Annotated in this window: 32 protein-coding genes; 3 read left to right on the top strand and 29 right to left on the bottom strand. The window is 28.3% G+C overall.

What is annotated here, in order from left to right; all coding sequences use genetic code 11:
• Nucleotides 1-52 precede the first annotated feature (52 nt).
• Complete coding sequence (locus tag B2671_RS17210; protein ID WP_346871515.1) at nucleotides 53-613, bottom strand: GNAT family protein; 561 nt, start codon at nucleotides 611-613, stop codon at nucleotides 53-55.
• A 62-nt stretch (nucleotides 614-675) separates the two neighbouring features.
• A complete protein-coding gene (locus B2671_RS17205) occupies nucleotides 676-1,176 on the bottom strand; it encodes a GNAT family N-acetyltransferase (protein ID WP_346871514.1) in 501 nt (166 codons plus the stop codon).
• A gap of 441 nt (nucleotides 1,177-1,617) precedes the next feature.
• On the opposite strand from B2671_RS17205, the gene B2671_RS17200 reads away from it, so the two are divergent.
• Nucleotides 1,618-2,061, top strand: a complete 444-nt coding sequence (locus tag B2671_RS17200; protein ID WP_346871513.1) for a hypothetical protein — start codon at nucleotides 1,618-1,620, stop codon at nucleotides 2,059-2,061.
• 384 nt (nucleotides 2,062-2,445) lie between these two features.
• On the opposite strand, the gene B2671_RS17195 is transcribed toward B2671_RS17200, so the two are convergent.
• The 6 genes from B2671_RS17195 to B2671_RS17170 all read right to left on the bottom strand — a co-directional run bounded on the left by B2671_RS17195 (nucleotide 2,446) and on the right by B2671_RS17170 (nucleotide 7,137).
• Complete coding sequence (locus tag B2671_RS17195) at nucleotides 2,446-2,964, bottom strand: hypothetical protein (RefSeq protein ID WP_346871512.1); 519 nt, start codon at nucleotides 2,962-2,964, stop codon at nucleotides 2,446-2,448.
• A gap of 82 nt (nucleotides 2,965-3,046) precedes the next feature.
• Nucleotides 3,047-3,559: a GNAT family N-acetyltransferase gene (locus B2671_RS17190; RefSeq protein WP_346871511.1), complete on the bottom strand. Its 513-nt coding sequence runs from the start codon at nucleotides 3,557-3,559 to the stop codon at nucleotides 3,047-3,049.
• Between the two features lie 715 nt (nucleotides 3,560-4,274).
• The gene (gene catA / locus B2671_RS17185) at nucleotides 4,275-4,904 is read right to left on the bottom strand and encodes a type A chloramphenicol O-acetyltransferase (protein WP_346871510.1); all 630 of its coding nucleotides are present in this window, start codon (nucleotides 4,902-4,904) and stop codon (nucleotides 4,275-4,277) included.
• A 279-nt stretch (nucleotides 4,905-5,183) separates the two neighbouring features.
• Complete coding sequence (locus tag B2671_RS17180; RefSeq protein WP_346871509.1) at nucleotides 5,184-5,459, bottom strand: hypothetical protein; 276 nt, start codon at nucleotides 5,457-5,459, stop codon at nucleotides 5,184-5,186.
• A 65-nt stretch (nucleotides 5,460-5,524) separates the two neighbouring features.
• Complete coding sequence (locus tag B2671_RS17175) at nucleotides 5,525-5,992, bottom strand: NUDIX pyrophosphatase (RefSeq protein WP_346871508.1); 468 nt, start codon at nucleotides 5,990-5,992, stop codon at nucleotides 5,525-5,527.
• 890 nt (nucleotides 5,993-6,882) lie between these two features.
• Entirely contained in the window at nucleotides 6,883-7,137 is a 255-nt protein-coding gene (locus B2671_RS17170) for a hypothetical protein (protein ID WP_346871507.1), read from the bottom strand.
• Between the two features lie 213 nt (nucleotides 7,138-7,350).
• Between B2671_RS17170 and B2671_RS17165 the strand changes: the two genes are divergently transcribed.
• A complete protein-coding gene (locus B2671_RS17165; RefSeq protein WP_346871506.1) occupies nucleotides 7,351-7,473 on the top strand; it encodes a hypothetical protein in 123 nt (40 codons plus the stop codon).
• 157 nt (nucleotides 7,474-7,630) lie between these two features.
• Here B2671_RS17165 and B2671_RS17160 read toward each other — a convergent pair whose 3' ends face one another.
• From B2671_RS17160 to B2671_RS17100, 13 genes are all read right to left on the bottom strand, one after another.
• Entirely contained in the window at nucleotides 7,631-8,059 is a 429-nt protein-coding gene (locus B2671_RS17160; RefSeq protein ID WP_346871505.1) for an N-acetyltransferase, read from the bottom strand.
• Nucleotides 8,060-8,276: 217 nt separating this feature from the next.
• Complete coding sequence (locus B2671_RS17155; protein WP_346871504.1) at nucleotides 8,277-8,738, bottom strand: GNAT family N-acetyltransferase; 462 nt, start codon at nucleotides 8,736-8,738, stop codon at nucleotides 8,277-8,279.
• A gap of 113 nt (nucleotides 8,739-8,851) precedes the next feature.
• Nucleotides 8,852-8,995, bottom strand: coding sequence for a hypothetical protein (locus B2671_RS17150; protein ID WP_346871503.1), 144 nt, complete (start codon nucleotides 8,993-8,995; stop codon nucleotides 8,852-8,854).
• The gene (locus B2671_RS17145; protein WP_346871502.1) at nucleotides 8,986-9,402 is read right to left on the bottom strand and encodes an OsmC family protein; all 417 of its coding nucleotides are present in this window, start codon (nucleotides 9,400-9,402) and stop codon (nucleotides 8,986-8,988) included. The genes B2671_RS17150 and B2671_RS17145 overlap by 10 nt, the downstream gene beginning before the upstream one ends.
• Nucleotides 9,403-9,789: 387 nt before the next feature.
• On the bottom strand, nucleotides 9,790-10,524 hold the full coding sequence (locus tag B2671_RS17140) for an aminoglycoside phosphotransferase family protein (RefSeq protein WP_346871501.1): 735 nt from the start codon (nucleotides 10,522-10,524) through the stop codon (nucleotides 9,790-9,792).
• Between the two features lie 49 nt (nucleotides 10,525-10,573).
• A complete protein-coding gene (locus tag B2671_RS17135; RefSeq protein WP_346871500.1) occupies nucleotides 10,574-10,843 on the bottom strand; it encodes a hypothetical protein in 270 nt (89 codons plus the stop codon).
• Complete coding sequence (locus tag B2671_RS17130; RefSeq protein ID WP_346871499.1) at nucleotides 10,840-11,139, bottom strand: hypothetical protein; 300 nt, start codon at nucleotides 11,137-11,139, stop codon at nucleotides 10,840-10,842. Before B2671_RS17130 ends, B2671_RS17135 begins: the two co-directional genes overlap by 4 nt.
• Nucleotides 11,140-11,279: 140 nt before the next feature.
• Nucleotides 11,280-11,717 carry a DUF3788 family protein gene (locus tag B2671_RS17125; protein ID WP_346871498.1) on the bottom strand — a complete coding sequence of 146 codons (438 nt, stop codon included), beginning with the start codon at nucleotides 11,715-11,717 and terminating at the stop codon, nucleotides 11,280-11,282.
• A gap of 247 nt (nucleotides 11,718-11,964) precedes the next feature.
• Entirely contained in the window at nucleotides 11,965-12,375 is a 411-nt protein-coding gene (locus B2671_RS17120) for a VOC family protein (protein ID WP_346871497.1), read from the bottom strand.
• Nucleotides 12,376-12,620: 245 nt separating this feature from the next.
• Nucleotides 12,621-13,292: a manganese catalase family protein gene (locus B2671_RS17115; RefSeq protein WP_346871496.1), complete on the bottom strand. Its 672-nt coding sequence runs from the start codon at nucleotides 13,290-13,292 to the stop codon at nucleotides 12,621-12,623.
• Between the two features lie 138 nt (nucleotides 13,293-13,430).
• Nucleotides 13,431-13,811 (bottom strand): hypothetical protein, encoded by a 381-nt coding sequence (locus B2671_RS17110; RefSeq protein WP_346871495.1) that lies wholly within the window; start codon nucleotides 13,809-13,811, stop codon nucleotides 13,431-13,433.
• Between the two features lie 105 nt (nucleotides 13,812-13,916).
• Nucleotides 13,917-14,741: a GNAT family N-acetyltransferase gene (locus tag B2671_RS17105; protein WP_346871494.1), complete on the bottom strand. Its 825-nt coding sequence runs from the start codon at nucleotides 14,739-14,741 to the stop codon at nucleotides 13,917-13,919.
• A gap of 145 nt (nucleotides 14,742-14,886) precedes the next feature.
• On the bottom strand, nucleotides 14,887-15,819 hold the full coding sequence (locus tag B2671_RS17100; RefSeq protein WP_346871523.1) for a YafY family protein: 933 nt from the start codon (nucleotides 15,817-15,819) through the stop codon (nucleotides 14,887-14,889).
• Between the two features lie 130 nt (nucleotides 15,820-15,949).
• On the opposite strand from B2671_RS17100, the gene B2671_RS17095 reads away from it, so the two are divergent.
• Entirely contained in the window at nucleotides 15,950-16,372 is a 423-nt protein-coding gene (locus B2671_RS17095; protein ID WP_346871493.1) for a pyridoxamine 5'-phosphate oxidase family protein, read from the top strand.
• A gap of 649 nt (nucleotides 16,373-17,021) precedes the next feature.
• On the opposite strand, the gene B2671_RS17090 is transcribed toward B2671_RS17095, so the two are convergent.
• The 8 genes from B2671_RS17090 to B2671_RS17055 all read right to left on the bottom strand — a co-directional run bounded on the left by B2671_RS17090 (nucleotide 17,022) and on the right by B2671_RS17055 (nucleotide 21,182).
• Nucleotides 17,022-17,468, bottom strand: a complete 447-nt coding sequence (locus B2671_RS17090; RefSeq protein WP_346871522.1) for an NUDIX domain-containing protein — start codon at nucleotides 17,466-17,468, stop codon at nucleotides 17,022-17,024.
• 347 nt (nucleotides 17,469-17,815) lie between these two features.
• Complete coding sequence (locus tag B2671_RS17085) at nucleotides 17,816-18,214, bottom strand: GNAT family N-acetyltransferase (protein WP_346871492.1); 399 nt, start codon at nucleotides 18,212-18,214, stop codon at nucleotides 17,816-17,818.
• Between the two features lie 171 nt (nucleotides 18,215-18,385).
• Nucleotides 18,386-18,733, bottom strand: a complete 348-nt coding sequence (locus tag B2671_RS17080) for a VOC family protein (protein ID WP_346871491.1) — start codon at nucleotides 18,731-18,733, stop codon at nucleotides 18,386-18,388.
• Nucleotides 18,734-18,776: 43 nt separating this feature from the next.
• Nucleotides 18,777-19,154, bottom strand: a complete 378-nt coding sequence (locus B2671_RS17075; RefSeq protein ID WP_346871490.1) for a VOC family protein — start codon at nucleotides 19,152-19,154, stop codon at nucleotides 18,777-18,779.
• A gap of 79 nt (nucleotides 19,155-19,233) precedes the next feature.
• Nucleotides 19,234-19,707, bottom strand: a complete 474-nt coding sequence (locus B2671_RS17070; RefSeq protein ID WP_346871489.1) for a GNAT family N-acetyltransferase — start codon at nucleotides 19,705-19,707, stop codon at nucleotides 19,234-19,236.
• Between the two features lie 97 nt (nucleotides 19,708-19,804).
• Nucleotides 19,805-20,374 carry an NUDIX hydrolase gene (locus tag B2671_RS17065; RefSeq protein WP_346871488.1) on the bottom strand — a complete coding sequence of 190 codons (570 nt, stop codon included), beginning with the start codon at nucleotides 20,372-20,374 and terminating at the stop codon, nucleotides 19,805-19,807.
• Between the two features lie 178 nt (nucleotides 20,375-20,552).
• Nucleotides 20,553-20,927, bottom strand: a complete 375-nt coding sequence (locus tag B2671_RS17060; RefSeq protein ID WP_346871487.1) for a hypothetical protein — start codon at nucleotides 20,925-20,927, stop codon at nucleotides 20,553-20,555.
• Nucleotides 20,928-21,011: 84 nt separating this feature from the next.
• On the bottom strand, nucleotides 21,012-21,182 hold the full coding sequence (locus B2671_RS17055) for a methyltransferase domain-containing protein (protein WP_346871486.1): 171 nt from the start codon (nucleotides 21,180-21,182) through the stop codon (nucleotides 21,012-21,014).
• Nucleotides 21,183-21,335: the final 153 nt, after the last annotated feature.

Genomic DNA, 21,335 nt, shown 5'->3' with positions numbered 1-21,335 from the left:
TATCTATCTATTATTCGAATAATCTTATTTATATAAGAAACAAGAACTGATACTACTCAACTATTGGATTTAATAAAACCATATGCAAATGGTCCTCCCATTTCCCATTTATCTTTTGATATTTTTCAGATAAACCTTCATTTTTGAAGTTAAGTTTTTCTAAAACTTTTAATGAAGATATATTTTTAGGCATTACTGTAGCTTCAATACGATGAAGTTTATATTCATCAAACATAACAGCTATTCCTTTCTTTAATACCTCTGTTATGTATCCTTTATTTGCTTCACTACAATCAATGCTATAACCTACATAACATGATAAGAAAAACCCTTTAGTTATATTACTAAAACAAATTGTTCCAATTATCCTTTCATATCCTATATCTTCTTTTTTAAAAATCCATAGTCTTAATTGTTTACCATCAATTATTTCAATTAATTCCTGTTCAACTGCATTTTTACGATTTTCTAATTTATAAAAATTCTCACTTCTTAATGGATCAAACTCTCTTAAATATTCTCTATTTCTATTAAAATAATCTAATACTAGTTCAGCAAATGAACCATCTATAACTTTTAAAACAAGCCTTTCTGTTTCATATACTTGATACATAGTAATCCCCCTTTTTTTTGCATACTCCATAGGTTCTTGTGGTTTTCATAGTTCTCTTTCGGTTAAATATTAGTAATTTTCAAATTTTTCAACATAGATATATTCTCATTTTTTTCATCTCTAACTTCATATTCTAAACTTTTATATAGTGAATAAGCAGGTTTATTGTATTTAAAAACGTTGAGTAATATTTTATTAAACCCCTTTTCTATTGCTTCTTTTTCAAGCATAAGCAAGGTCTGTTTTCCATAACCTTGTTTACGGTACTTTTCAAGTATTAAAAAATCGCAAATGAACCCTATATCTTCCTTATACTTTTGATACCAGATAAATCCTAAACTTTCATTGTCCTTATTTACAATCACATAAATATAATTATCTTTTGTGCCCTTTCCTTGTGGGAGCAATTCATTAAAACTTTTTTTTGCATCCTCCAGTGCATTTTCTTCACTAGATAGACCCGCCTTTATTAAATCTTTGGAATAATCTAGAATATCCCAATGTGCAAATCTATCAAATTCAGCATCACTCATTTCTCTAAATTGTATATTTAAGTCTTCCATATTGTCCCTCCTTAAGTATAGTTTTAATTATACTAATTATAACATGATTTACAATATATTAAATTTATATTTATCACACCCAGGGATAGCTGAAAAAAACCTTTAAAGATAGGATTTTAAACTTTACAAATCAGATTTTAGGGATGATTAAAAATTTAAATAGATTGGATAGTCAACTGAATTAAATGGTTGAAGCAATGATCTTGCTATGATAAAATATAAAAATAACCACTAAGCAAAATATTTGCAAAGGGGTTGTGTCCCTAAATTACCCTGTGGGATGCTTTTGTATTTGGAATTAATAGGGTTAATGAAAGAATAGCAAGAATACAAGTTTTAATGGAAAATAATTATTTTAAAATGAAATTTTAAGAATGGAGTATAAATATAGAGCTTCAATTGAATGGATTCAAAGATGACGTATAAATTAAGGAGTAAAATATGAATAATTTTGGAACTATATTAGCTGTTATAGGTGCAGTGGGATTTATTGTAGCAATTTGGATATTGTTTGGATGTCTTTACTTTAAAAAAAGAAATTTTAAAACCGGTTTATTGCTTTTACTTGTTTCTTTGCTGCTTGTGGCAGGTGGGGGTTTTTTTGGTGTACAAGGTGCATGGAACAATGCAGCAAAGGGAATCGCCTTGTCTGAAGAAATCATTGAAATTATTGAAACTAAAAGCGTAGAAGAAACCACGCAAGAACAGCAAGCAAAAGTAGGTAGCAGTGTATTTTTAAAAATCAATGAAGATGATTGGGCTAAATATGAAGATAAAATAATGTCATATTACATTGCCTGGCAAAAAAGCTTAAACCCTCAGGCAGAAGATGAAGCTATAAAAATCGAGTTTAAAAATTTGAGAGGGAAAGCCCTTTTAAATTAAACGATTATCTAAAATTAATGCAAATGAAAATTTATGGAGGCACAAGATGAAGATAGTTAAATTCTTGTTAGGCTGGGACGCAGATGGATAACCTTTTTCTATTTTTATATGAAATCCATGTTTAAAATTTTTACAGTTGCATTTTAATAAAGACACCCTATTTTAANNTTAAAATAGGGTGTCTTTATTCTTAAGCTTTTCCTTAACATCTTCAGTAGGATTAAGTGCTACCACACTATGGGATGCCCCATTTCTAATTCCCTTATTAAACCTTTAAGGATGCCTTTCTCTTTCAGTATTATAAACCTTTCTTCTAAGAGCCATATTTCTTCATTTTTTCCACAACTATTTTACCACCCATGGCACCATTAAAATCATTGTTTATTAACCAAGTATATATAATGCGGTGAAGATTATTAAAGCAATAGCAAGTACAATACCTACAATAATATTCCACATTAAATCTTCACCGGCTGTTTTAGATTTCTTTGCTATATAAACACAAATGTAATTTGTTATAAATACCCCTCCTAAAACCACCAAGCCCAATGGTAAAAACTCACTAAAACTAAATAATAATCTTATATCTGTTTCATTCATTAACCTTATTTGTATAAATCCATTGAATCCTGTTAAACCAGACAATATATAATAACTTATTATAGTGGTAATTCTCTTTTTTCTAATGAAGTCCCTGCCTTTTTCCTTGTATGCATTATATAACTTTGGGTTTACTAGTACTAAATACTTATCATAGTATTCTGCTTTAAATGTAAATAATATAGCTAATGCAAAAAACATTATTGCTAATATTAGTATAGTTATACCTGGTCCTATGGTGCAGTACAATAAAGACATAGTTAATAACAGTAATATAAAAATGCTAACTTGCTTTACACTCATTTAAATCCATACCTCTCGATTCTCAATCCAACTAACCGTTTATTTTCAAGTCTACTCTTTCACTTTTTTTATCCCCATTGTATTATACCATCTGTTTACTTAAATAATCTTGTTTAGTTAATTCAACAATTTCATCTGAAACTCTTTTAAACCCTACTTTATTAAACACTTTTTCTGCGGATATTCTGGATTTTGGAAAATCATCGAATACTTTATCTGCTCCTAACTCATTGAATGCAACATCAATTAATAATCTTAAGGCTTGTTTACTAAATCCATTGCCCCTATGCCTTGCTTCCACTATTATATTAACACAGTAAGATTTTTTTTCACTGACATATCGTAGAGCAACCTCACCAACAGGTAAATTTTCATCAATCTTAATAATATATGCATAATATCTTTCTGGAGTATTATTAACCCATCTAAAAAACCAGTCTCTCCAAGTATTTTCCTTAAAATCTATACATCCTGTTCCATAAGTGTCTCCATATCCTATATTGTAAATCATTGTTTCTCTATCTGATAAAAGTTTTCTTCTATAATCTAATTCTTCAAACTTAGGTGTTTTTAATTCCACTTTGCTATTTTCCATTTATGCTCCCCCATATTCGATAAATTAGTGTAAAGTTTTATGTGCTTTCTATTTATAAATTATTTGTATATTAAGGTTTATAGAGTGTTTTGTATAATATGAAAATTATACATACCAATTCATTCTTACACATAATACATCGTTCAAAAATATTGTGAGGTAACTTTAACACTTACAATAATCTCTTTAAAAAATTTATATTCTTAGTATAGTAGTCATTGGCTCTTATGTATGACCAACTACAGTTCTCTATTACCAAATAAATAAAATAAAACTTTAATTTTTCATAAAACTCACTATGAACTACCATATATTTGTTATATCCATTGAGAAATGCTTTTTCATACTCTTTATTATCCCAAAAGTACTTAAAGTATAAATTAGCTAAGTCATTTTCACAATTTTGAGGATAACATAATTCAAAATCAATTATTGCACTTATTTTATATTTACCATTTGTATTCGTAACTAAAATATTCCTATAAAATGATGCTATTATCGCAATCTAAAAAAAATTAAAAGACTTAAAGAAGAAGGTAAAAAAATTAAAGAAAAACTTAAAGTTTATTACGGATAAATTTACAAATAATTACTAATTAATGAAATTTAAGGTATAATTAAACATAAAAAGAAGGATATGATGAACAATAAATATAGTATCATATAATTCTTTAGGGTATGTGCCTACGAATAATATTGCACTAAATCATATCCATTATATACCCTTATTTATTAATTCTTGTAATTCATTTACAAAGCGACATACATGAAATCCATCGCACACAGCATGATTAACTTGTATAGCTAAGGGCAAAATATATTTATTTTTTTCTTCATAATATTTTCCCATTGTAAAAATAGGAAGTAAATAATTATGTCCTTTTTGCAGATTTAAATTAAATCCTTCAAATGTTGTCCAAGGTATCATTGAAACTGGAAAGTTATTAATAGGTATGTTTGGCTTTGCCATCATTTTATTTATAGATCCATACTCCTTAATATCCTTTTCATATAATTCGCAAAAAACATCATAATCCTCAGAGTATTCTGTCCATATATTAGAGAATGTTTCTGTGTCTTTATTAAATACTGTATAGCATGGTAGCATTTTATTAAAAATTCCTAACTGTCCATTCATATCAAAAGATGTTCTAAATTCGCTATGTCTGTTAACAACTTTTGTAATATAATAAAGCATTGTTGGATATAGCTTTTTATTGAAATTTTTTATTTCTGTAATATCTAGTTTAACAGTCATACTATATGTGCATGGAAGCTCAGAAAAATAATGTTCAAAATATTCCTTTCTGTCCCAATCATCTTTGTTAATAATTCTAAAATTCATTTATATATTATCCTTTCAAAATCCTTTTATATATTAATTTATTAAATATATTACCTACTTTAATATAAATATAAATATAAATAATTATAACATTTTTCCATAACATAACACTATTTAATTTTCAAAGAAATTATCTTCTTCTTGTTTTTAATCCTACACTACTCCTAATCTGTATCATAACAAGTTAATGTAACTCCTCTATAATCTTCTTAATATCAAATTTCTTATCTTGGATTTTATAATATTTTTCTTTATATTGATCTTGCTCTCGAAAACCAATCACATTATCTTCATAAAATGTAATAGAAAATACGTCTGTAGTAAAAGAGGTATATTCTCACTATCTTTGTCAAATTTCATTGGTAACCTGTAATTACAATAAGGACATTTCCAAAACAAAATAGATAATACAATAAATATTGGTAATAAACTTATACCAATAATCGTAAATAAAACAAAAGGGAAAAAACATCCTATAAAACATATAGGAATAGATAAAAATAAGCATACTAAAGAAATTTTACGAATTTTTATTAGTTTTTCTATCTTATTCATGGTACACCTCCAAATATATATTAAAGTTAATCAATCTAATCTGTTACAACAAGATACAATTGTCATTAAAGTAATTTCATCTTTATTCTGTTATCTAATTCCCACAGGGCTATCTTATTACTTTCAAATTTTAACAATTCAACTGCTGTATCATAATTAACCCATCTATATTCTTTATGTTCACCAGATATTTGAATATTGTTGTTCCTAACGTGAACAGCAAATTTATACTCTGGAATTACAAGGCAATCCATTCCCCATGTTTTGCGTCTTTCCATTGAAAAACAATTCGTTGGTACATAACTGGTACTTTCTAATTGATAAAATATAGCATTTTCTTTTATATCGGTTTCTTCCCATACTTCCCTTATCGCTGCTTCCAACGGCTTTTCATCATTTTCACCACCACCAGCCACAAACTGCCAGAAATCTTCATTGTCTTCTGCATCGGCTCTATTGAATATACAATATTTTATTCCCTCTTCATTTTTAATATATGGAATTATTAAAACTTGCATTTTTGCTCTTGACATTTACTAGTCCCCCCTATAAATATTAATTTTCTGCTTTTAATAAGACAACTTTTCATTTTCATTACCATAATGTTTAGTTTTCAATGAATAAAAATATACATATGCTGGGTTGTTCCACCCCTTAAGTATTTCATTAATTATTTGAATTGCGAAATAAAAAATACCACATATTCACTTTTGAATAATACGGTATTTACTTTATATTTAATTTTCATAATATCAGAATATTGTTCTTCATTATTTGATGAGTAGACATACGTAACCAATTTAAATTTTATTGTATATATGTTAAAGGTATGTTTAACATATATTTTTTAAATGGCTATGGTTTAAGATAATCTTGAAATTAAAGCAATTTTTAAAGGAAGCCATATGACTTCCTTTAATTCCTATTTTTAAGAAAAATACGGGTATCAAATACACCTGTATAACGACTACTTTATAAAGTTNNCTTTGATAACTTTATCGAAATACTAATGCCAATTCCAGTAATAGTTCCACTTACTACACCGTATAAAGTATCAGCAATGTCAATTATGTATATGCCAATAACTCCAATAATTAATATGCTTATCATTACACAGCAAATACAAAAGAACGCTTTCAATTCTTGTCTTATGGAAAGTCTTGAGCTAATCCTGTTTGTAACATTATATCTATTATCAATTTTAAGATAGATAAATTGACTTATCATCATAGAAAGTAACATTGGCAATGATTTAACTAATGAATTAGCCATAGTTTCTATCACCTCCCTAAAAATTTCTTGTTATATAAATTTCTACTATTATGATTATGATGTAATTATAATATATTTTCAAATACCATACTATTCAATTTACAAAGAACGAATTTTCCTTAACTACTTTGCACTATATACAAATTGACCTTTACCACAAATCCCTATCTATATCACTTCTTGTAAGTACCTCTTTATTTTCATGAGGATAACTACACAATACGCTATCTAAAAATTTAATTCCACAAAAATACTTACATATTGAAGTTCCTTTTACGGCACATTTATGTTTATTTGAATTATCAGCAACATTCCATGGGCATTGAGTCTGTTTCCAATCAACCCCATCACTGGCCAAATCTATATCCAGGTTTCCACCGCGTAACCCTTTTACTCTATCATCCATATTATTATACCTCTTTCATAAATTACTATTTTAACATTATTATGAGTTAATTGTAACATATTTTGTAAATACTATGCTGTTCAGTTTTCAGAGAATATTTTTAATTTCTACTTCATACTTCATCTTTAGTGAGCTAATTACAGTTTAGTTGTATACAGGATATACTCCACAGATCAAATTCTAATTCTAAATAAAATTGTTTTCTTAGGAGAAATGGGATCTAACGTATCTGAAATTGATTTGGCAATGAAAGATATTCAACCAATAACTTTTTCTATTTATCGTGATACAGAGTATAGAAAAGTGTTGTTGATGTTAAACTATGAGCACATGTAGATAAAGCAGGCAAATCGTTCATCGGGTGCCATGGAAAGAGGATAGCTCTGATAAATTCTTAACTAAAACCAAAATACCTCTGGAGAATATATAGTAAAAAGCGTGTTGCATAAAATTTTTTTGCAACACGCTTTCTTTATGTTGATTATATATTAAACTATTTTTCACCAAAAGACATAGTATATTCCATCTCTTTTGTATCCTCATGAATATGTTTATCTACAACTATAAAATCGTTTTTATCATAGAAGTTTATTGCTTTTTTATTTTCTATAAAGACATCTAATAGGAGATATGGATACCTAGATTTACAATGATCTATCAGTTTCTGTCCTATACCTTCTTTTTGATATTCTTTTTTCACAAAAATTCCTGCTATATAATTTTTTTCTACAACTCCTATAAACCCCTTTATAATATTATTTTCTTCATAAACATAAATATCAGCTGATGGCAACACCTGTTTCACCATATCAAAATTTTTAATCCAGTATTCTTCCGGTATAAAACTGTGAGCGTTAATGTTAGTTTCAAGCCAGATTGCCATTACATCATCTAATTTACTTATATCAAATTTTTTAATCATTCTATTCTCCTTCATTTTTAAAATATTAAAAGTAAGAGTAGAATACACTCATGAAGTTCACCCTTTCTATTGCTTTTCTAACAATATACTTTATACTATTAGAAAACTCTATTAAGCTAAATAAATACTATTAACTATATTACATCATATCATATTATTTAGTATTTCTTATTATATTTTTCTTATCTCTTCAATAATCTAACCAATAAACTTTAATTTATATTGTTCTATGGATATACATTCTTGTCAGATTTTTTTCACCCTCGGCTTGGACCATACACAGAAACTCCCAACCATGACGCTCATAAAAAGACGTGTGGTCTGTAACAAGATAAAGTGTATCAATATTTTTTTCTCTCATATCATCACATACATAGTTCAGCATTTTACCAGCAATTCCTTTACAGCGATAATCATCTTCCACATAAACAGCACATACATTAGGTGTTAAATCTTTTCTGTTGTGAAAATCATTTTCTATTACACCAAGTCCACCTACAATTTTATATCCTATTATTACTATATACCATTGTGGAACAGGAGTTTTATTTTTCATACATTCGTCTATGCTTTCAAGATATGCTTCAAGGGGAATATTCCACTTCTCATGAAACCAAATTGCTGCGTAATTTTTCAATTCAGGGTGTTCCTGTATTTTTATAATTCTATAATTGCTCATTTTTCACTCCTTAAAAATTAATATTATTACAAGATATTTTTAAATACCGCATTATTCAATTTTCAAAAAAGAACTCTTGTCATATATTTTCTTAGATATTTCCCTGTATATGATTAATCACACATTATAATATCCTCAGGGGTTCCCGCTGTTACTATTTGACCATCATTTTCTCCTGTATCTTGGCACATATCTATTATATAGTCTGCGGTTTTTATCAAATCCAAATTATGTTCAATTACCTTTTTTAGTGGCATATTATCTTATACTCATAGCTTATGTCAACATTACTTTTTACCATGTTCCAAACAGGGCATAACGACTCTTCCATCAGTTTTATAGTCCTTTCGATCTCATCAGTCTGTACGTCCTTTGATCCAATTTCAAATATTAAATGTATACTTTTAAAATATGTAGGATAGGTTTCTCTTCTTTCACCTGAAGCGATTACTTTTAATTCAGATACAGTCTTGTTCATCTTCCTAAGCAATAAAGCTAAGGTCATCCCACTACAGGTTGCCAGACTCATAAGAAATAGCTCAAGTGGAGTATACCCATCGCCATCCACGGAATCAATGATTATCTCCTTATTATAACGTGATACCCCTGAAAATTTTACCTTGTCATTTATAAGATCTGCTGTTACTGTCAAATTATGACTCACAATAAAACCTCCTAAAATTACGTTTATACTATTTGATAATATTTTATTTTTTTACAACTATGTATCAACTCACAAGAAAAGTACAGTATATTTACTACTTTATTGCATCCCTTTTTCATACATTTGGGATAACTTTTATTGCTTCTTACATACTAATAGTCCATGATAATATACGTATTTTAAGTAATTGTAACTTTCATTCAATTGCTAAATATTTAAAGAAATTTGTACGAATATATAGAAATGAAAATAAATAAGCACTAAAAATATTACAGTTACACCTATTAGATATATGATATTTATTAATCTTTTTTCAAATTAAGTTCTTTGAAGGAAAACGGTATGGTATGTCAATCCATACAATTATAGTAATGACAATGGATATAACTATTCTTCAGTGCATTCACCCACTCTAGCCGCAATAATAACTGCTAGATAATCCTGTATCATTTTTCTTGTAACATTCATTTGCATAAGATACAAATCTGCCAATGTTTTCTTAAATCCTAAGAGCATTTCTCTATCGCCTACTTCTATCGGCTCAGGTGTATATTCCACCAGAAATACAGTTCTTGCAACATCATATAAAAAATCTCCATGACATACATTCATGAAATCTATAACTATTGTATGTCCATCCGATATTAAAATATTACCTGGATGGAAATCACCATGACAAAGCGTATTTCCATCTATCAGTTTATCTAGAATTTGCAATACTTCTTCTTGTTTCTTCGAATTAGCTGATGGTGAATTTACTATATTACATTTTAAAAACTCCTTGTAATTAGGTACATTACTAATCTTATTCTGAAGGATTGCCTTATGTAGATTTGCCATATATACTGCACATTCCTGAACCTTACCTGTTCTCATAACCCAATCCAACAAGGATTCACCATCTACTCTGTCATATATAATACCCATTCGCACTTCTAAAAAAATAATTTCATATGCCTTTGGTTTTGAAAAATCCATATTTCTTATTGCCTTCGCATTATGAAATTCTCTTTCTACCGCTTCTTTTGGATAGCCTTGATAGAAAAGCTTAAGCACCTTGCCTTCTTCCCATTCATATACAGTTGCCGTATTACCTAAGCCAATTACTTTTCCATATTTCATTTACTTTTCTCCTAATCTTTCAAAACACTAACTTATCCATTAATCTTCATTATTCTATTTTAGAACAGAAATAAGTATTCCTATCAATAAAAGTGTAGTCAAATCCTTTTACCTTTCCTTCTTTCAACTTAAAATTAAGTTCCATCGGAATCCTTTTAATCAAAAACTTAGTTTCAGACCTTTGGCTAAGTTTATAATCTTCCCAATATGTGCCCTTTAAAACTAATAAGTTATCTTCAAAAAATATCTCTAAATTTTCACCTTTAGCAAGGAATTCCTTGGGGACTTGGTATTTACCAACATATATTTTCAAATTCATATTCTCTCACAAGCTCTTCTAATAATAGTTTCAGTATCTCCTTTTAATAAGATAATCTGAGGATTTAACTTTGATAAAATGATATTTAGCTTTTTAAAGTAGTTATTAATTTTTTCCTTAGAAAATTCTAGGTTCATTAAATAAAGTGTATAGCTAAAGAAAGCACTTTCAATTATAAATGTATGTTCTGATATAAATGTATGTTCTGACTCTTCTATTGAATTTATTAATTCTTCCCAGCAGCTAACAAGAACATCGATAATATCTTCATCCCAATTCATTTTCCTTTGAAACAAAATCACATCTTCCGCTGTAAGTATATTCTCTTTATAGTGAATAAATTATTTAATTATATTTTTGTTACTCCATTTATAGAGATAGTGATTAATAGATTCCTTACAATAAAAATATTTTCATCAATGTTGTATTTAAATCTCTATGATTTTATAACAGGCTTCTTTTTAAAAGCCAACAATCGCATTATCTCTGTAATATCTTCCTGTGCTTTAGGTCTATAATTAATCCATCCGCCATCACTACAAGGATAGCTATTCTTCCATACTTCTTTTGTTAAAGATAATCCTTCATTAATAACTTCATTGAGCTTTTCCTTATCTTTTGAACTTATTTGCATCATTATATCTATTTCTCCACTTTCAAAAAACACATAACATAAATGCTTGGTCTTATGCGAATACTTGTATCCCCAACCATAATTTTTTCCAAATGGAAACTTTAATTCCTTTTGCATATCATATTGTTTTTTAAATGATTCCTCAAATTGCTTCAATAACACTTTTGCATTATCACCTATATGTTCAAAAATTTCTTTTTCTGTAGGTATATTATTTTTATATAACATCCTATCACCCATATAAACACCTCCAATCACATATTATATAAATAATCTATAACTCGCTGTTTCTTAGTGTTCTAATTTAATTATAAGAAAATCATACTATATTGTATAAACACTTTACGCAACATATTAATTATCTTTATTCGCACTTTAAAAAATTGTTACTTAAACATTAAATTAATTCCTACTACAAATTGGAATTTATCTGTTAGCTATATACCAACTAACTCGTATAATAATACAATTATAATTCAGATTATAATTATTCTACACTGTAGGTATCGTCATTACCTGAGCATATTTCAATAAGATTTCCTTCTGGATCTTCAACATAACAGATTCGCATACCATAAGATTCAGTAGTAGGTTTATAAACTGGTTTTGCTCCTGCATTTATAACACGTTGAAATTCTATATCTACATCAGAATAGTTAGGAACATCAAAACAAAGCTCCATATTACCATTTATGCCTTTATTCCAATTAAATACCTCAGGTATAGATTCTTCAAAACCTTCTCTTGTGCATAAAATAAAATGATGAATTTGTCCTTCCATTTCAATAGCTGTAAATCCACTGCCATCCCAATTTATATTTAATCCCATTACATCTTTATAAAATTTAACCATGATTTCCATGTTATTCACATACAATCCAATTGCTCCAAATCTCATTGTTATACCTCCATTAATTCAAATAATCTTTTAGTTTACCACAAGTCATAGTTACTCACTTACACTTACATTTTTATATACTTATTGTAGCATAAATACTATATAATGTATTTTAATATTTGAAAAAGTCACTTCTATAAAGAGGTGCTCTAGGCAGCGTCTGATTAATTTTTCATATTATTTAAGTCACAAAATAAAAAATACCGCATAATTCACTTCTGAATAATACGGTATTTAAAATACTATTATCTTCTAGGGTTTTCAAAGGAGGGTGGTGTTGGATTGGGAGCTTCATGGGAAGGTCCTGGAGTTGATAAATCAAAATATAACTTAGAATCTTGAGTAACTCCAAAATCCTTATTTGAACCACTCTTTTGAACTTTATTTAAAGCCTCTCTAAACAATGCGTTATGAGCTTCTTCTCTATTAAGTAAAAAATCTATTGTTGCTCTTACTTCTTTATCCTCTATCTGTCTATAGAGATATTCATAAACAACCTTTGCTCTTTGTTCAGATGCTATATTAGATAGTAAATCTGCAACTAAGTCTCCAGTAACAGTTACATAATCTGCTGTCCATGGAGCACCTGATGAATTTATAAGTACAGGTGATAAACCACATTGTACATGTGTTTGAATTTCTCCATTACATACTTCACTATTATTAACATCATGGCCATTCAAAAGATTTATAGTTTGTGCAACCATTTCCATATGGCTAAGTTCCTCAGCTCCTATATCTAAGAATAAATCCTTTATTTCAGGATCCTTTATTCTAAAGCTTTGAGAAATATACTGCATAGCTGCTTTTAACTCACCATTTCCTCCTCCTAGTTGTTCTTGCATTAATACTGCGTACTGAGGATTAGGTCTCTCTACTTTAACTTCATGTAACAATTGCTTTTTATGTTCAAACATGCTACTTCCTCCTAATAATATATTTTTATTAAATTTATTATTAGCAAAGTTTTATTATAATATTCTATATAGTCACCATAATATGGTATTATAAATAATAATATTTGAATATCTTTGTTGTAGCATTTAAAAAATTCATCATTGAAAGTATCTACTTTTGAAACCTAAACTATCTATGGCTTGAATAGATAACTCCAGTGATTTAATTCTTCTTTCTAAAAGCGTTCTTTGAGGACTTCCGACCTTAGATTTAGCATAAAATCTTTCAATTGATGGGAGTAAACCAGTAAGAACATTTCCAGCTTCAACTAATTCTTTCTCATTGTAATGGTGGGGTATTTGATTCCAAACTTTCTCTAGCATGTCCAACCCAATGTGAAGAGCTTTAAGTCGTTTCTTTATTAAGGTAGTATTTGACCCTTTCTCTGTCATCTGAGCCAAGGCCTTTTCGGATTTACTGATAGCTGACTGGAAGGATTTTATTGATTCCAATTTACATTCATCTGATACATTTTTCATGTTAGTGCTCTCCTTTCTTCGTCTCTCATTTATTTTGATTCACTAGGTTAATCTTTATAAGATTACCATGCTTGGTAGTTTATCATAATAGATATTTATATTTAATTATATTTTTTTTACCATATTATATGATTTATAGCCTCTTGGATCATTCTCTTTTACCAAAACTACCTTGTATCCTAATTTTTCGTAGAATTTTTCTGCTTGAAACTCTACTGTACCTAAATTAATGCTATAAACATTTAGCTCTTTTGCTTTTTCCTCTATTTTACACATAAGATTTTTACCAATTCCATTTCCTTTACATTCTTCATCAACTACAAGCCAACCAATATACATTGAATCTTCAGTAATGCTCCCATGAACTCCTCCAACAAATTTATCATTATCTAATGCAACAAACATTATATTTCTTTCTTCCATTGGATAAATATTATTATCTCTATTAAACTTTTCTATTCGATTTAATAAAATAGAATTATATTTATCTACTTTTGCAGTCACAACCATAACTTCTGTCTTTGAATTACTTTTTATATCAAAATCAATATTCTTCAAATAAAAATATCTAGTTGTTCTTGGTGTCCTTTCTGTAATTCCTCCAATATCAAAACCAATAGACTTAAAATCTTCTACTCTAGATTCAACTTCTGTATATAATTTAATGCCTATTGCTTTATTTTTATAATAATGACTAACTTCTGAAATCAACTTTTTTAAAACATCAATGTTCTCATAAAACATACTACCAATACTTACCCAATCCCAAGAATAATTTATATATACACTTCCAACCAGTTTTTCACCATCAATGGCATAAAAATATTCAGTTGATGAATCTTTTTCGCCAGTATGTTTTAAATTATAAGCTCTTAATTCTTTTATCAGTTCATCTTTATATTTAAAATTTTTATCTTCTATATACCTCATTTTATCCCTCCAAAAGTTTATAAATTTCTTATATCGGACAATTCAAATAATAATATAAAATTTATCTCATATTTATAGAAAAAACTACAGCTACTTATGGTACGGTTCTCCGTAACTACTTCAAGTGAGGTCTTCTAAATAAATGTTAGTTCTCATAAACATATAACAATTTTTTAATACGCTTAATAAGCTCTATGCGTATATTTTCTGGAGCTAAACACTCACATTTATCTCCAAATCCAATTAAAATATTATATCCTAAGTCATCCTCTACAAAAGGAAATTCAACAATAAATTTATCATTTCCATAAGCTTCGATATTATCTTCTCCACATCTTTCAACCATTTGTTCTCTAAGAGACCAATCAACTAAAAGCTTAATTTTAATAAGCCTTTTCTCTATCCATCCATTCCCATCTAATATCTTTTCTTGAAACTCTCTTGGTATAAATGTTGACTCTAATATTTCAATATTTGAAATTCTAGATAACTTGAAAACTCTAAAATCTTTTCTTAACATACAATATCCTTGTAAATACCAATTTACTTCTTTTAATATTAATTTATAGGGTTCTATGCAACGTTCATTTTTTTCTCTATTTCCTCCATAGTATTCAAATGATAAATATTTACTCTCACTTAATGCCTTTTTTATTTTATCTAGCTTTGGATAAAAACTTTTATTTCCCATCCATGTAGTAAGATCAACTGTTATTTGATTTGACTTTAATTCTAAATCTCTAATTTGTTCTTTAGGAAGTAGTCCTTTAACTTTTTCTAATGTACCTATAATCTCTTTATTTGATAATGTTGTTGAAACACTAGAAAGTCCCATTAGAAGTGTTGAAATATCTGTCGCTGTAAAAAGTTTTTTATCAACCTTATATTCTTGCATTATACTAATACCGCCATTAACTCCATTATGGGTTATTATTGGAATCCCTGCTAAAGATATTGTTTCTATATCTCTATATATCGTTCTCGGACTAACCTCAAACATTTCAGCCAATTTTATTGCACTAACTCTTTCATAATTAAGTAATACCATAATAATGGATATCAATCTATCTATCTTAATTAGTATCTCCCCCTAAAATCATACATTTATTTATTCTATATTTTTTGTAACCTTGACATAATGGTGTCAAATTTACTGTGATATATTTAATTTGTTAAAAACAATATAACTAATATGGAGGTAATTGTAAATGGACTTTCAAAAAGAATTTAACAGAATCATGTCATCTCAAAAGGAGCTTGCTTTAGCAACTAGTGTAGACAATATTCCCAATGTTCGAATCATTAATTTCTACTACAATATTTCAAGTAAAGGAGTAGTATACTTTTCAACATTCTCAGATAATTCAAAAGTTGAGGAATTTGCTAAAAATGAGGTAATAGCATTCACTACCATACCACATACCGGAAACGAACATATTAGAGTTAGCAATGCAACCATTCAAAAAAGTCATTTAACGATATTTGATTTAAAAGACGAATTTATTAAAAAAATCCCTGATTATGAAATAACAATAAATGAAGTTGGAAATTACTTATCTCTTTATGAAATCCTGTTTAATAAAGCTACTGTTACATTAGATTACAGTCAAAGTAAAACCATAACTTTATAGTATTATAATAAATAATCCAAAGATAATCATTATATCTTTGGATTATTTATTGTTATTTATGAAAACATTATTCAACCTTACTTCTGATACGGTATTTTTATTTCCTAAACAACCCTAATCTTAGCAATATCAATGCTTAAGACTATAAATCTCATTTACTTATGATACCGTTCTCCGTAACTACTGCAAGTGATATTTTTCCATTTTATACTTCTGTATATATTCTACATAGAGGAAACTCACTATTCACATACGTTCATAGGAGTAAGTTCAATTAACTAAATCATAGATTTAGAATTTCACTTATGGTATAATTCTAAAGTAATATTTTGAAATCCTAGTAGGATGGCTAGGTCGGTTTTGAACATTTTATCCTCCTGGGCTATTGTGAACTATTTCAAAAATGAAACTCGACTCACCAAGTTCGCTGAGTAAGTGATTCACACCAAATCATAGATTTGAGTTCTCTACTTAGCGGGTGGTATTGGATATGTTTGATACTTTTATAAAATGTATATCAATTGTGTATTTAATAAAATTAGTTTATATCAAATTTTTATAAAAAATAAACATAAATAATTTTTTATATTTAAAATCATTAACTATCCGCGAAATCAGATTTTGATTATTTGCTCATTACAAAAATATTTTAACCGTGATTATAAGCTATATGTTCTGAACCGAAAAACTTAGGATTCTCACTACTTATCATTTCAAAAATATTATCATTTAAAAAACTAGGTAATAAATATATTTCCTTTAAGTTATTTATATCAATCCATTCACTTTTAAGTTGCATATCATCTATTTCTGTAGGATTAATAGTTTTGTCATTTTTTAATTTACATATAAAAATATGATACATTTTATGAATATATTCAGGATATAACTTTCGTGCTTTAGGGCTATCACATATTTCTTCATATAAAGCAGAAAATCTTATTGGTACAACATTGTATCCTGTTTCTTCAAGACATTCTCTTATAACAGCCTCATGTAAAGTTTCATATATATCTTGTCCTCCACCTGGCAATGAATAATAATTCCCATTATTCTCATCAAAGCACTTGTTTAATAAAATTTTATTGTTATCTATAATAATTGCTTTGCTACACTTCTAATGCTCATTTTTACCTCCATAAAAAAACTAACTGGTTGTTAAAATACTCTTTGTCTGACACTTAAAAATTATTTTCTTCTTTTATCATAACATGTTTTGTAAATATATCATTATTTATAATATGGTATTTTGTCTACAAAAATATACTCGCACCATTTTCACCTATATAAATAGGTAAGTATATACCTATTTATATTTAAAACTAGGCAAAGATATAATTTTTTCATTTTAATATCTCACATGACTTATAGGCAATATAAGAAAAATACGAAATTATATTCTTGGTAATAAATAGAACTTTCCAAGTGGATTTATAGACTTCTTCATTGATTTGATAATTCATAATAGCATGAAGGCACACCATCTTCTTCAAACTCCTCAATCATTCTAAATCCCACACTTTCTAAAGCACATTTAGACCTTACGTTGTTTTTATATGTGAATGCACATAGCTTGCTGACATTGTATTTTTCAAATATAATGTGGCAAAATTGTGTTAACGCATTCTTACCAATTCCTTTGCCCCAAAACATCTTATCAAATATAACTATACTTACAAATGCCTGTTTCTCATCCACTTCATCGATTCCATAACACCAAATATCCCCTATGTATTTATCATCAAAATTAATAATCTTTCCAAAAGTCCTTGAACCAGGCTTTAATGATTCCTCATACATCTTGACTGCTTCGTCTAATGTATTCCCGTTAAATGGAAACATAGCTNNAAAAGATCTTTACATTTTCAAGGGTGCATGGTTTTAATTGTAAATTTTCCAATTTTATATTCCCCTTAACAATCTAAAATACAATTATTCATTTATACTAATGATAATATATACTTTAATTTAATAAAATTGCGAACTACAATATTTCTATTCTTAACCATACTATTATTTCGGAAAACTCCTAAAGTATATATGATTACCATCTGGATCACAAAAATGCATATTCTTAGCTCCCCATGGTTGTAGTTTTGGGGTATCAATAATATTTACTCCTAATTTCAATAATCTTTTATATTCTTCATCTACATCATCAACAGTAAAAGCAATACTAATATTCTGATTTTCATTATTTTTTACTTCTCCATTATTGTAAATACTTAGGGTTACCTCTTCTTCAATAATTGTCTGATGCACTTCATTTCTACAGTTTGACGAAATATTTAAGATATTCCTATAAAAATCTGCCATTTTTATTACGTCATTAGTTTCTAAGCAAACTTCTCCTAAATTCATTTTTTCTCCTTCCTAATACTTCCATAAAGTGTGGTAACTTAATTTATTCAACCATAAATCCCCATCTAATTCCGTATTTATCCCAAAACCCAACCGTACATGATGTGAAATCAGTTGCTTTCATAGGATATATAACTTTTTGTTCATCTTTCAGAATTTCAAATGCTTTTTTTAATTCTACTTCATTCTCAAATATCACTACTAATTGAGCGTATGGAAATGCTATATGGCAGTTCTCACTACGGTTATCATTTAACATAATTCTTTGTCCATGTATTAACATTTCTCCATGAAGTACACCTATTTCTGGTTTTTCTTTATCAATAAAAATTATCTCTTTTATAGTTGCATCAAATGCTTTAACGTACATTTCCATCGCTTGATAACATTCACCACTAAAATGCAAATGTGGAACAAACATATATTATCACCTCCAAGTTCTATTTATCCTAACACACTAGGTAGATCAATCTTATTTCGTGATTTCCTACAATTTATACTTATTTTGCAGGAGTTAGAGGAAACTTATTCATTGATGTATAATTTGATACTCGAAATCCAAGATTTTCATATAATAGTTTCCCTTTTTCAGTCGCCATTAAATCAACTGCGGCAACGCCTAATAGCTTTGCTTCTGATAAAAGTTCAGTCATAACTTTCGTTGCAATGCCTTTTCCTCTATATTGAGGGTATGTAAAAACATTGTATACCGTACCGACAAGATATGATGAAAACGCTATTATCGGAGGTCTTTCCACGATTGACATAAATGCAGTTGCTAATACTTCATTTTCATTTTCGGCAATGATAGCAATAAATCCCTTGTTAAGGTGTTGAGTAAAATATTCTTCTAACTTCGTTCTAATATCTTGCACCTCTTCCGAAGAATACACACCTTTTTCTGCAAACAGGTAATCCATACGAATATTTATGAGGAGGTCAATATCCTCTTTAACCATTTTTCTTACTTTCATGTTTTGCACCACCTTATATTTATAATCTTCAGTTCGCACTTTGAGAATATTGTGTAATAAGTTTACTTTAGATTATGCTTATACCATACATAGTGAATTAATGTGAATTGCAAAATTCATCTAATGCAATGAGCAACATTTTATATCCGGTCTTATGCTGCCAAAATGATTTATTCTGATTCATTACTATATTTTTAAATTCATCATAACTTATGTATTTTACCGCCTGTACTTCTTCTTCCTGCATAGTGACCTCGTCAATATCAAAATTTGCCTTTAATACAAAAACATCATAAAATTCATTATCAAAAAAAGCTCCATTTTTTTCTATCATAGTTTCCTTGAACGTATAAAGATATTCTACAGAATTCATGAAAGGTGAAATATCCAGCCCTAATTCTTCCTTTGTTTCACGTATTAACGTACTTTCAATGCTTTCACTGCTCTCAATATGCCCACCGACTGATACATACCACAAATTAGCGCCTGCATCTTTGTCCGCACTACGTTGCTGAATTAATAGCTCATTTCGAGAATTTAGAATCCATAAGTGTATTACCCTATGGCATATCCCATTCTTATGAGCTTCGTTTCGCTCAATTATTGCACCTGTTTTTTCTCCATATTTGTTATATACATTAAAATATTCCATATATGCTCTCCTCAACATTACACCACATTTGACTTTCACCAAAAGATGCGCACTTAATTACAATTACGAGTTAATTATAGCATATATTGTAAACACCGTACTATTCAATTTTCAAAGAACATTTTTAAATTTTCACTTCGCAATATCTACAAAATGTACACTAGTCATTCATCATATTATGATTATAATATAGTTATGAATTAAATGCTGTTATCCAAAAACAGATTGCAGCCAAAACAGAAAGAGGAGTAACAAAGTATTTTTCTTTTTTACTATTAGATAAAGCATTCATTATAGAATTTATTGACAAGTATGCTGCAAAGAAAAAACAAATACCTTTTGTCACCTTAATCGAAAATATCAATGGCATTATTCCACCTGTTTGCAAAATTATAACTATTGCAAACAACTGAACTAAAACAGAGCCAGCACATGCTATCCTTATTTGAGGTGGTATTACCTTATACTTTCCGCCCATTGCAAATTCGCCTAATGGAAGTCCAAGAGCTAGTAGTATATATAATATTGTAGCAATGCCGAAAATTATTGCACCTAAAGTCAATATCATATTTTATCACCTTCCATTTTATATACTAATTAAGAAGAGTGTATCTTAACAAAGAATCTTCAATTATAGGCTTATAACACTTTCTTATGACTCATCTTCAAAATTCTTAAGTTCCTTCATATCTCCTTTTATTTGTGTATAATCATTTTCTGTGAATCTATCCTTAAGTATCTTTTCATTTGGTTCAATTGCTATAACCTCATTATCTATAGCAAAATGGTTAGCAGTCATACCATTTCCACTTCCAAAATCCAATATTTTTTTATTATTTATGTTTTTTAGCTATTCCCATGTCATTTTCTTTTGTAGTAACTCCCACGGAGCAATATCTTTCGCATCCATTTTTAATCCTCTCTTTCTACTCTCTCAAGTTGAAATTCAGCAACTCCATAATACTCCATATTATTA

The organism is Clostridium sp. UBA5119 (assembly GCF_002414285.1).
Lineage (GTDB): Bacteria > Bacillota > Clostridia > Clostridiales > Clostridiaceae > Clostridium_J > Clostridium_J sulfidigenes.
Note: the sequence above shows the minus strand (reverse complement) of the source record. Positions and strands in the feature narration are given on the sequence as shown.